The 10,371-nt window shown below is 71.3% G+C and carries 11 protein-coding genes; 4 read left to right on the top strand and 7 right to left on the bottom strand.

The annotated features are described in order from the left end of the window. The 3 genes from CCN56_RS02505 to CCN56_RS02495 all read right to left on the bottom strand — a co-directional run. On the bottom strand, positions 1-589 hold a 589-nt coding region (locus CCN56_RS02505; RefSeq protein WP_086822925.1), incomplete at its 3' end, for an HAD family phosphatase. Then, positions 586-1,029, bottom strand: coding sequence for a LysR family transcriptional regulator (locus tag CCN56_RS44135; protein WP_256961682.1), 444 nt, complete (start codon positions 1,027-1,029; stop codon positions 586-588). The genes CCN56_RS02505 and CCN56_RS44135, both read right to left, overlap by 4 nt. A gap of 53 nt (positions 1,030-1,082) precedes the next feature. Next, on the bottom strand, positions 1,083-2,216 hold the full coding sequence (locus CCN56_RS02495) for a ScbA/BarX family gamma-butyrolactone biosynthesis protein (protein ID WP_107484085.1): 1,134 nt from the start codon (positions 2,214-2,216) through the stop codon (positions 1,083-1,085). Between the two features lie 135 nt (positions 2,217-2,351). Here CCN56_RS02495 and CCN56_RS02490 point away from each other — a divergent pair, with 135 nt between their 5' ends. After that, complete coding sequence (locus CCN56_RS02490) at positions 2,352-2,954, top strand: ScbR family autoregulator-binding transcription factor (protein WP_086822919.1); 603 nt, start codon at positions 2,352-2,354, stop codon at positions 2,952-2,954. A gap of 93 nt (positions 2,955-3,047) precedes the next feature. Here the strand turns inward: CCN56_RS02490 and CCN56_RS02485 are convergent, their stop codons facing one another. From CCN56_RS02485 to CCN56_RS02470, 4 genes are all read right to left on the bottom strand, one after another. Further along, positions 3,048-4,097, bottom strand: a complete 1,050-nt coding sequence (locus CCN56_RS02485) for a DMT family transporter (RefSeq protein ID WP_086822917.1) — start codon at positions 4,095-4,097, stop codon at positions 3,048-3,050. Between the two features lie 198 nt (positions 4,098-4,295). After that, complete coding sequence (locus CCN56_RS02480) at positions 4,296-5,894, bottom strand: class I adenylate-forming enzyme family protein (RefSeq protein ID WP_086822914.1); 1,599 nt, start codon at positions 5,892-5,894, stop codon at positions 4,296-4,298. Positions 5,895-5,926: 32 nt separating this feature from the next. Further along, on the bottom strand, positions 5,927-7,651 hold the full coding sequence (locus CCN56_RS02475; protein ID WP_086822911.1) for an arginine decarboxylase: 1,725 nt from the start codon (positions 7,649-7,651) through the stop codon (positions 5,927-5,929). A gap of 113 nt (positions 7,652-7,764) precedes the next feature. Further along, a complete protein-coding gene (locus CCN56_RS02470) occupies positions 7,765-7,947 on the bottom strand; it encodes a DUF1272 domain-containing protein (RefSeq protein WP_086822909.1) in 183 nt (60 codons plus the stop codon). A gap of 186 nt (positions 7,948-8,133) precedes the next feature. Here CCN56_RS02470 and CCN56_RS02465 point away from each other — a divergent pair, with 186 nt between their 5' ends. The 3 genes from CCN56_RS02465 to CCN56_RS02455 form a co-directional block, all read left to right on the top strand. Continuing rightward, the gene (locus CCN56_RS02465; RefSeq protein ID WP_256961681.1) at positions 8,134-8,475 is read left to right on the top strand and encodes an ArsR family transcriptional regulator; all 342 of its coding nucleotides are present in this window, start codon (positions 8,134-8,136) and stop codon (positions 8,473-8,475) included. After that, positions 8,472-8,720: a hypothetical protein gene (locus CCN56_RS02460; RefSeq protein WP_086822906.1), complete on the top strand. Its 249-nt coding sequence runs from the start codon at positions 8,472-8,474 to the stop codon at positions 8,718-8,720. The genes CCN56_RS02465 and CCN56_RS02460 overlap by 4 nt, the downstream gene beginning before the upstream one ends. A gap of 157 nt (positions 8,721-8,877) precedes the next feature. Then, positions 8,878-10,371, top strand: a 1,494-nt coding sequence (locus CCN56_RS02455) for an MMPL family transporter (protein ID WP_179199648.1), incomplete at its 3' end; no start/stop codon positions are given.

Raw genomic sequence — 10,371 nt, 5'->3', positions numbered from 1 at the left:
CGACGGAGCGCAGCAGCGGCAGGTCGCTCTCGTCGTCGGCGTACGCGAAACACTCCTCGGCGGCGAGGCCGAAGGCCGAGATGATCCGGCGGACGGCCTCGGCCTTGGGTTCGCCGATCATGGGCGGGCCGGACAGTTCTCCGGTGAGCCGTCCCTGCGAGGTCACCTCGGGGACGGTGCACACCACCAGATCGGCGCCGATCTCCCGGGCCAGCGGGTCCAGGCAGGCGGAGAAGGCTCCGGAGACGAGGACGATCAGGTCGCCGGCGTCCCGGTGGCGGCGCAGCGCCTCGTACACGGGGGCGTGGAGCAGTCCGCCGGCGCGGGCCGTCTCGTACCACTCCCGGCCGCAGGTCTCCAGGTCGTCCAGGTGACTGCCGGCGAGGAAGCGGAAGAAGGAACGGTTCACCTGCTCGCGGGGCACGCCCTCGCGGATCTGGCGCTGGAGCGAGGCGCGCGCCGCGGCGAGTCTGCGGGCGGCCACCTCTCCGCGCCCCCAGTACCGGGCGAGGACGCAGGCCATGCTCTTGCAGGTGATCAGGGTCTCGTCCACGTCGAAGAACGCGGCCCGCGCGGGAGCGATGCTCATGCTCTTCTCCCTCTGCCGGTGAGACGGCCGTCGGCGAGGCGACTGTCGGTCAGGCGACTGCCAGTCAGGTGACCATCGGCCAGGCGGCCATCGGTCAGGCGGCCTTCAGTCAGGCGGCCGGCCCCGAAGCCGTTGCCTCCGAGCGGGGGCATCCGCCTGCTCGCCCTGGCGGGCGCGGGTGCGGGGTCGGCGATCTCGTACTGCGCCGTCTCGACCAGTTCGAGGATCTGCTCCGCGAGCGGACGCAGGCGCGCCCCGGCCGGCGTGAGTTCCACGGCACGGTTGCCACGCCGCTGGAACAGCGAGGCTCCCATGTCCTCTTCCAGGCCCTTGATCTGCGCGGTCACCGCGGGCTGGGAATAGTGCAGGTTGTGGGCCGCGCGGGTGAAGCTGAGTTCCCGGGCCACTTCGCGGAAGGCCCGTAAGTGCTGGAGTTCCATCCTTCTGCCTTTCTACGCTCGTCCGTTCTTCCCCTGAACCTTTCGCCGTGCGGTCACGCGCACCGGGCCACGGCCGTGGCGAGGACGCGTGTGCCCTGGGTGGCGGAGAGGCGCACCCGGCCGTCCTCCCCCGCCGTGGCCTCGACGGCAACGGCCTCGGCGAGCTCGCCGAAGACGGCGAATTCGGCGTCCAGAGAGGTCAGCGTGGTCAGCGCCGTGCCTCCCGCCGTCCGCTGATCCGCCTGACGGGCCGTCTCCTGACCCGTCTCCTGACCCGTCTCCTGACCCGTCTGCCGGGCCGCCTGCCGGGCCGCCTGCCGGAAGGCCTCCAGGAGCAGCATCCCGGGCACGTGGTCCGAGGGGTGCTCGAAGTAGCCGGGGTGCGTGGGGTCGACGTGCAGCCGCCATTCCCGGGTGCCGTCCGGCAGGGGCCGCGCCTCTTCGGCGGGTACGGGGAGCAGCACCGCCCGGTCGTCGCCGGTGCCCGCCCCGTACGCCGGGGCGCTCGCCTGCGGGGCGGTCTCCGCGATCCGGCCGCGCTGCCGCAGTCGCCCGTACCGCACGCCGTCGATCACGACGACCCCGGCGGAGGCGCGGGCGCACTCCCGGCCGCCGACCTCGATCACCATGTCGAAGCGGGCGTCGAAGCGGCGCGGGTTCCGCGCGCCGGCGGGGGTCACGACCTTGACGTCGAGGACCGCCGCGAGCGGCCCGGAGCCGACCCGGAGGGCGGCCGGGTCGCTGATGCGCAGCGACAGGGCCTTGAAGATGAAGTGGTGGCCGAGCGGCACGTCGTGGTAGCGGTGGCTCAGGAAGATGCCGGCCTGACGCACGGTCTCGACGAGGAGCATGAAGTCGCACTGCCCGGTCTCCTCCGGGCGGTACAGCGCGTGGTTCCGGGGCAGTTGGGCGCCGACCAGGAAGCGGTCGGCCCCGGCCGCGGCCGCGTCGGTGAGGAAGACCTCCGTCACCGAGGCGCGGTGCACGAACCGGCGGGAGATCGTGCGGTCGAAGCTCAGCCCGTCCTTGACCTCCCGGATCATGGACTGGAGCCGCCCGACGGCCGGCGCGGGCTGCTCGACGATCGAGGCCGGCGGCTCGACGGTCGAGGCGAGCGGCTCGACGGTCGAGGCGAGCGGCTCGACGGTCGAGGCGAGCGGTCCGGCAGGTAACGCGGTCTGCAGCACACCGATGGACATCCTTATCCCCCTACAAGGTGAAGCATCGTGGTCGGCGAGGGACCTCGGTGGCCCCTCGGCAGCAAGAAATATACCTTCGGGAATGTATATTGCAAGGCGTAGGCACGAGAGAGGCGGACAGGCATGGCGACACCCCGAAGCGAACCGAAGCAAGAACGCGCCCGGCGCACGAAGAACCACATCCTCCAGTCGGCGGCCCAGCTCTTCGCCGAGCGCGGCTACGCGACCGTGACCCTCCAGGACGTGGCCGAACGCGCGGAGATGACCAAGGGAGCGGTGTACTTCCACTACACGAACAAGGAAGCCCTGGCCGTCGCGGTCGTGCAGGAGCACTACGCGCGCTGGCCCGAGATCCTCAAGGGCGCCGAGGGCAACCACGAGGAGCCGTTCGACACGCTCACCGCCGTCCTCGACACGGTCACCCGGGCGTTCGCGACGGACATCGTCGTCCAGGCCGGCGCGCGGCTCCAGATCGAGCGGGCGCTGATCGACGCCGAGCTGCCGGAGCCGTACGTCGGTTGGGAGGACTACCTCACCCGGCTGATCGCCGATGCCCGGGACGCGGGACAACTGCGGGCCGGAGTGGAACCGCGCGCGGCGGCCCGCGTCCTGGTCTCCGCCTTCTTCGGCATGCAGCACATCTCGGACGTCCTCAGCCGGCGCAAGGACCTCGCCGAGCGGCACGAGGAACTGCGGGCCGTCCTCCTCGACGGGTTGCGCGGCTGATCAGCCGCGTGCCCGCCATGAGGAACGGAAAACGGCGTGGCCCCCCACGGAGGTGGGAGGCCACGCCGTACGCGTTCAGCGGGTCGGGACCGGTCAGGACCTGCTGCCGGAGCCGACGGGCGCAGGAGCGGAAGCGGAGCTCGTACCGGAGGCCGTACCGGAACCCGAACCGGAAGCCACGACCGGCGTCGGGGCCGGGGCGGCCGCCGCGGCCTTGGCGGCCACCCGGCGCAGGTACAGGTTGTTGAAGACCAGCGCCGCGGCGGTGAGCGAGGCACCGACGATCTGCATGCCGGCCGGGACGACACCGGTCAGGGCGGAGATCACGAAGGCGGTGATCGGCACCACGTCCATGAACAGGACGCCGTTGAGCGGGCCGAGGTAGCGGTTGCCGAAGTTCCAGCCGAGGACACCGACGAAGCCGGCGATGACGCTCATGTAGGCCAGCTGGGGCAGGATCGAGCCCACGGCGCCCGCCGTCGGGACCGGGACGCCGCCGGCGGCCAGGATGATCGCCGTGATGACGGCGGCGGAGGCGAGGCCGAGGACCGTGGTGATGGCGGTGTACTTGATCGGGGACCAGGTCGGGAAGTAGCTCGCGCCCGAGGTGTAGACGACCCAGCACAGCGCGGCGAAGAGCAGCAGGGCGTCGGCGCCGGCCGTCTTCGGGTCGGCGATCAGCGAGCCGATGTCACCGTCGGAGACGACGAGGATGGTGCCGACGAAGGACATCGCGATGAAGACGAGCGAGAACTTCGGCGGAACGACCTTCTTCAGCACCCAGTTCACCAGGAAGCCCATCATGGGCATGGTCGCCATCATGATCGAGGCGTTGAGCGCGCCGCGCTCGCCGATCAGGTCCTGGCCGAAGAAGACCAGGAACTGGAAGCCCGCGAAGCCGGCCGTGCCGAACAGCCAGGCCAGACCGATGCGCTCGCCCTTGAGGCGGAGCCCCGCCCTGCCCTCCCGCATCCGCAGGAAGACCAGGAACATCGCACCGGCGATGGTGTACCGCATCACGGTGAAGGTGAAGGGGTCGATGTGCTGGAGGGTGGAGTCCATGAGGGGGAACATCGCGCCCCAGGACACCGTGGCCAGGAGGCAGAGGAGGACGCCTCGCGTGTACGTGTTCTGACTGTTCATGAGTCTTCCTGTCGGGCCTGAGCCGGCTGGGAGTGGGAGGAAAGGGCGGGGAGGGGGCCGGGTCCTGTGGAGGGGTACGGGACCCGGCCCGTGGCGGAGCCGTACGGACCAGCGGGGCCGTACCGACCAGCGGAGTCGTACCGACCAGCGGGGCCGTACGGACCAGCGGAGTCGTACGGACCAGCGGAGTCGTACGGATCAGACTCCGGCCGGCTCCGGCTCGCGGGAGTCCGCGGGCCGGATGTCGAGCAGCGGCAGGACCGACTCAAGGAGCTGGGCGGCCCTGACCTTGCCGGTCGGGCTGTACGGGATGGCGTCGACGGGGACGACGTACGCCGGGAGGCAGGGCACCCGGCGGGCGCAGGCGGCGCTGACCGCCCGGTAGCCGCTCTCCTGGCGCTCGGGCGCGACCGGCGTGAAGGGCACGACGAGCACCTCGCCCGCACCGGGAAGACTGGTCCGCAGGACGGCGGTCTCCCGGACGCAGGGCAGGTCCATCAAGTCGGCTTCGAGACCGAAGATGTTGACGTCGAGCGGCTTGCCGGCCTCGGCCTTCGCGACGCCGTCGTTGCGGCCGGTGAGTTCGAGCCGGCCCGCCTCGTCGACGAGCCCGCTGTCACCGGTGAGCAGGAAGCGCTGCGTACGGCCGCCGTAGTCGAGGGTCATGAAGTCGGGCTCGCTCGTCGCGTAACTGTCCATCAACTGGTAGCTGGCGATGGCGACCCTGCCCCGACTTCCCTTCGGGAGCGGCTTGTTGTCGGCGTCGAGGACGACGACGGTGTTGCCGGGCATGGGGCGGCCGGAGCGGCAGGGCGCCACGTGCAGCTCCTCGGGGCCGATCATGACGTTCACGCCGGTCTCGGTGGTCCCGTAGTAGAGGTGGAGCACCGGCCCGAGACGGTCCCAGGCGTTGTTGATGACCCACCGGTTGAGGTGCCGGCCGCCGGAGAGCACGAAGTGCAGGCGGGAGGTCTTGTGCAGGTGCTCGGAGTCCGGGTGGGCGACGACCCGGGCCAGGACGGGCGGCACCATGAGGGTGGTGGAGACGCCCTCGTCCTGGATGATGCGGATGAGCTCCCCGGCGTCGTCGTGCGGGCCGAGGACGACGGTGCCGCCCAGGGTGAGGAAGATGCGCGCCCAGCCCGGCCCGGAGGCGTGGTAGAGCGGCACGGTGACGAGGTGGACGTCCTCTTCGTCGAAGGCGTACTGGTCGACGAGGTCGGCGAAGCGGCGGGCCTCGAAGGAGGTGCGCCGGACGACCATCTTGGGGACGCCGCTGGTGCCGGAGGTGAAGGAGAAGGCCTCGAACGGCTGCTCCACCGGCTGCGGTTCGCCCGGCGCCGACACGAGGAGGTCGGTGAAGCTGACCGAGACGGTCTGGCCGTCGGGCAGGCCCACGGGCTCGCTGTCGATGAATATGTCGAGTATGTCTCTGCCGCCCGGCCAGCCGCAGTCCTCGACGAGCGCCCGGTGGGCCTTCGAGGTGATGACGACGGTCGGCTCCAGCTGGTCGAGCGCGGCGGCGGTGGCGACGGGCCCGGCGGTGTAGTCGAGGCCGACGCAGGGGATGCCGAGGGAGCTGACGGCGGCCATGGAGACCACCAGCTCCCAGCTGTTCTCGGCGAGGAAGACCGCGCGGGCGGGCCGGGCCTCGGGCAGCAGGTCCTGGATGGCGCAGGCGACCCGGCTGACCTTGTCGGCGAGGCTCGCCCAGGTCATGCGGGTCTCGCCGTCGACGACGGCGACGCGCTGGGGCCAGCGGGCGGCGTGCTTGCGGATGTCCGCGATCTTGATCATGAGGTGCTCTCCTCGAAATCGGGGGTGGCGGATCAGCTGGTGACGACGGCGGTGGCGGCGGCCGTGACGGTGGCCGCGGTGGTGCCGGCGGCCGAGACGGCGGCGGCGGCACCGGCGAGCTGTTCGGTACGGCACTCGGCCGTACGGGACCCGCTCGTACGGGCCTCGCTCGCACCCGTGCGGGCCTCGCTCGTACTCGTACGGGCCGGCAGGTGATCGACGGTGGCCGGTACGGAGCCGGTGACGGCGGCCTGGACGGCGAGCTCGCGCGCGGAGACGGTCGGGTTCCGCAGCGTGTAGATCTCGCAGCCGCTGGAGCGCAGCTCGTCGATCTGACTGAGCGTCCGCTCGCAGAGCTTCTCGCCGGGCACCGTGATGGGGATGCCGGGCGGGTAGGCGATGATGAAGTGCTCGGAGGTGCCCGTGGCCAGGGCCGCGGAGGCGCTCCGGTAGGTGCGCTGGATGGTGCGCAGGGCGTCGAGCAGGCGCAGCAGGGTGGCCTCGTCCACACCGATGTGGATGTGGAAGAGGACGGCGTCGCCGCTCTCCCGGGCCACGTACAGCGCGTACTCGTCGAAGAGCATCCGGCGGAAGTCGGCCGCCGTGATGCCGAGGGCGCTGATGTCGACGAGGACCCGGGTGGGGTCGTCGCTGACGAGCTGCGCGGCGTCGGTGAGGTGGCCGTCGGGCCCGAGCGGGCGGTACGCGGAGAGCCGCGGGTCGGTGGCGAGCTCGACGCGCAGCGTGCTGGCGAGCCCGAGGGAGCGGCCGAGGAGGGTCTCGCCCTCGGTCTCGGCCTGGAGCCGGGCGAGGTCCAGGCTGGCGAGGACGGGCCAGCTGGGCGAGGTGGTGTGGTGCTGGAAGAGGGCCTGCGCGGTGCGCTCCTGGGCCTCGCCGTCGCCGATGAGGTGCAGGTAGGAGCCCTGGCGGAGCGCGGACATCGACTTGTGCGCGGAGTGGGTGACGGCCACGTTCAGGGCGAAGCGGGGGTCGGCGGCGCGCAGGGTCTCGACGGCGTGCAGCGCGGTGAGCGGGCGCAGCCGGGGGTGGAAGCGGTGGGCGGCGCCCCAGGCCTCGTCGACCAGGACCGACGCCGTGGGGTGGACGGCGGCGAGGGCGGCGAGGACGGTCGGCAGGTCGTACCGGACGCCGTCGTAGGAGACGGCGGAGAGGACGACGGTGTCGAAGGGCCGGCCCTCGGCGGCGGCGGCGCGGAACATCTCCAGGAGCCGGGGCAGGTCGGCGTACGTCCGGGGGCAGCCGTCGCAGCAGCGCTGCATGGGGGCGTACGCGACCTCGACGCCGAGCGAGTTGAGGGCGAAGTGCACCGACTGGTGGCAGGAGCGGTCCGCGAGGACGCGGGAGCCGGGCTGGGTCAGCGCGGTCAGGGCGACCCGGTTGGCGGTGCTCGTGCCGGCGGAGAGGAAGAAGGTGGCATCGGCGCCGAAGCTGCGGGCCGCGAGGCGCTGGGCCTCGCGGAGCGGGCCCCGTGGCCGGAAGAAGGAATCGAGCATCGTGCCGCTGTAGGACACGTCGGCCGCGAGCTGCGCGACGCCGAAGAGCGCCTCGTAGGTCTCCCGCATGTGGGAGTCGCGGATAGACCGGCCGTGCGAGAGCGGCAGCGCGTGGAACGTGGCGATGTCACGTCGGGCGACTGCGAGCACGGCGTCGGCGAGGGGGGTCCTGCCGTCCGGGTAGGCCCCGGGACGAGCCGGCAGTGCTGCCGGCTCCGGAGTGGAGCTGGTGGATGCGGTCATGGACCCATGAAATAAAAACCTTCGCGAAGGTATCAACTATCATCAGTGAGACTGATGGACGGCCGGCCGGACCCCCGGCCGACCTGCGCATATGCGACTTCAACTACCTGCGGTCACCCGACGGCCCGGCGCGGGCGCGGGACGAGTTCGCCGCCGCAGTTGGGACAGACGTCGTTCATGGCGTCGGCACAGGGCACGCAGTAGCTGCACTCGTACGAGCAGATCCGGGCGGGCCCGTCCGCCGCCAGGGCCGCCGTCTCGCAGCGCTCGCACCGGTCACGCATCTCCAGAGCCATGCCGACTCCCCTCCTCGTACGACTGACAACAACCGAGAACCCCTCCATCGTCCGCGCCCCCACGACCTGCCGAAACAGGCGGGCGGCCAAAGATCGACAGGATCAGGCCCGATCTACGGGCGACAAAGGAAATAGGCACCTGCTAACATTTCTTTGCATGTGCTGGGGGTTGCTATGAGAACGCCGATGCCCACCGGCGACGAGCTGGTACTGATGCTGGCGACACTCGCGAACCCGCACCGTCTGCGGGTCGTGGCGGTGCTGGCCGGCGGGCGCAAGTACGTGAGCCAGTTGGCTCGGGACCTGGGGATCAGCCGGGCTCTGCTCCAGGTCCATCTGAAGAAGCTGGAGGCGGCAGGGCTCGTGTCGGCGCAGCTGGAGATCTCACCCGAGGGGAAAGCCATGAAATTTTATGAGGTGACACCCTTCGCGGTTCACCTGACGCCGGAATCGATCGCGGCCGTACTGCCGACTCTGACCAGCGCCGACACGGCGCAGGAGCACAAGAGGAAGGGAGACTCCCGATGAGCGGGTCCGACTGGACGGAGGTCGTCGGCGCGGCGGGCCTCTTCCTGCTGATCACGATCGTGATCACCGTGGTCGTCTGGCAGCTCGGCGCCACGCACCGGGCCAAGGCCGCGCTCGCGCGCGAAGGGGAGTACCGCAGGCTGGCCGAGGCCGCGGTCGATGTCCAGCAGCGGACCGAGCGTCAACTCGAGAAGGTCCGGGAGCGTTTGGAGTCCATGGAGCGGATCCTCAAAGAGGTCGAGTAGAACACGCGACAGCGGGGCCCCTGGCCGGCCCGCCACGTGTGATCACCATGAGCTGGGCCGCCGAGCGGCAACTCGGCGGCCCAGATTCGGAAGGCATCTCCCTCGCCGTGAGGCGAGTTTTCCCTGGATACACCTTTCACACCAAGGAGAGCAGCCCATGCTGCGCAAAGGCAAGCCGGACCGAACACCCCAGGACGGGGCAGGCCGGAGGGCGGCGGCCGAAGGCGGGATCGTGGAAGCCGTCGCCGGGTGGTCGGTCCGCCATCGCACCCTGGCGATCACCGGCTGGCTGGCCCTCGTCCTCGTCGCCGTCCTCTCCAGCGGGCTGATCGCAGGACACGACGCCCGCTCCACCGATCCCGGCGACGCGGGCCGGGCACAGCAGATCGTCCGCGCCGAGGACGCCGGCGACTCCATACGCGAGAACGTACTGATCCAGTCCCGCGAATCCCGTGAGGACGGCGGCCCGAGGTTCATGGCCAACCCCGAACTCAGGGGCGCGGCCCAGGAGTTGGTTGCGGCGCTGCGCGACACCGGGGGTGCGGTACGCGACATCGGCTCGCCCCTGGGCGCCAACGGCGGGCGCTGGATCTCACGGGACGGCCGCTCCGGCCTCGTGACCTTCGAGATCGCCGGGCCCGTCGAGAAGCAGAAGCAGAACCACCGCGCCGTCGTCGACGCCGTGAGGAAGGTCCAGGACGGCCATCCGCGGCTGCGGATCGTGCAGGCCGGTGACCGCAGCCTCAACGCCGTCGTGGACGACGCGATCAAGGACGACTTCCAGCGCTCCGAGGTCACCTCGCTGCCGCTCACCCTGGTGATCCTGCTCGTCGTCTTCGGATCGCTCATCGCCGCGGGCATCCCGCTGATCCTGTCGGCAACGGCCGTGACCGCCACCTTCGGTCTGCTGCAGACCATCGGCAAGGTGGTGCCGGTCAACAGCGCCGCCTCCTCCATCGTGCTGCTCGTCGGCATGGCCGTGGGCATCGACTACTCGCTGTTCTACCTGCGCAGGGAGCGCGAGGAGCGGCTCGCCGGACACGACACCGGGCAGGCCCTCGCGGTCGCGGCCCGCACCTCCGGCCGCGCCGTGGTGGTGTCCGGGCTCACCGTGATGGTCTGCGTGTGCGGCCTGCTGTTCACCGGCCTCGACGTCTTCAAGGGCCTGACGGCCGGCACCGTGGTAGTCGTGGGCCTGACGGTGATCGGCTCGCTGACGGTGCTGCCCGCACTCCTGGCCGCCCTGGGACACCGCGTCGACAAGGCCCGCATCCCCTGGCTGGGCCGGCGCAGGACCGCGGCGCGCGCGTCGCGCACGTGGTCGGCCGTGGCCCGTGGGGTCGTCCGGCGCCCCACGCTGGCCGGCGGCATCGCGGCGCTCGCCCTGCTCGCCATGACACTGCCCGCGCTCGGCATGCACCTGCAGGACCCGGCGACCACCGACAGCCTGCCGCGCAGCGTCGCCCCCGTGGACGCCGCGGTGCGCATGAACGACGCCTTCCCCGGATCGCCCAGCCCCGCCCGGGTCGCGATCACCGGCCGGGACGGCGGGAGCGCCGACACCGCCGCCGTGCGCGAGGCGATCGACACGCTGCACAGGGAGGCCGCGACAACGCACACCGGCACCGGCATCGCCGAGCCGATCACCGCG

This window comes from Streptomyces sp. NRRL B-24572 (genome assembly GCF_002156145.1).
In the GTDB taxonomy this organism is placed as follows: Bacteria; Actinomycetota; Actinomycetes; order Streptomycetales; family Streptomycetaceae; genus Streptomyces; species Streptomyces vietnamensis.
Note: the sequence above shows the minus strand (reverse complement) of the source record. Positions and strands in the feature narration are given on the sequence as shown.

Excerpts from the sequence above, each read along its gene's own strand:
- CCN56_RS02475 (WP_086822911.1), bottom strand. The coding sequence starts at position 7,651 with ATGACCGCATCCACCAGCTCCACTCCGGAGCCGGCAGCACTGCCGGCT.
- CCN56_RS02490 (WP_086822919.1), top strand. The coding sequence starts at position 2,352 with ATGGCGACACCCCGAAGCGAACCGAAGCAAGAACGCGCCCGGCGCACG.
- CCN56_RS02465 (WP_256961681.1), top strand. The coding sequence starts at position 8,134 with ATGCCCACCGGCGACGAGCTGGTACTGATGCTGGCGACACTCGCGAAC.
- CCN56_RS02460 (WP_086822906.1), top strand. The coding sequence starts at position 8,472 with ATGAGCGGGTCCGACTGGACGGAGGTCGTCGGCGCGGCGGGCCTCTTC.
- CCN56_RS02470 (WP_086822909.1), bottom strand. The coding sequence starts at position 7,947 with ATGGCTCTGGAGATGCGTGACCGGTGCGAGCGCTGCGAGACGGCGGCC.
- CCN56_RS44135 (WP_256961682.1), bottom strand. The coding sequence starts at position 1,029 with ATGGAACTCCAGCACTTACGGGCCTTCCGCGAAGTGGCCCGGGAACTC.
- CCN56_RS02480 (WP_086822914.1), bottom strand. The coding sequence starts at position 5,894 with ATGATCAAGATCGCGGACATCCGCAAGCACGCCGCCCGCTGGCCCCAG.
- CCN56_RS02485 (WP_086822917.1), bottom strand. The coding sequence starts at position 4,097 with ATGAACAGTCAGAACACGTACACGCGAGGCGTCCTCCTCTGCCTCCTG.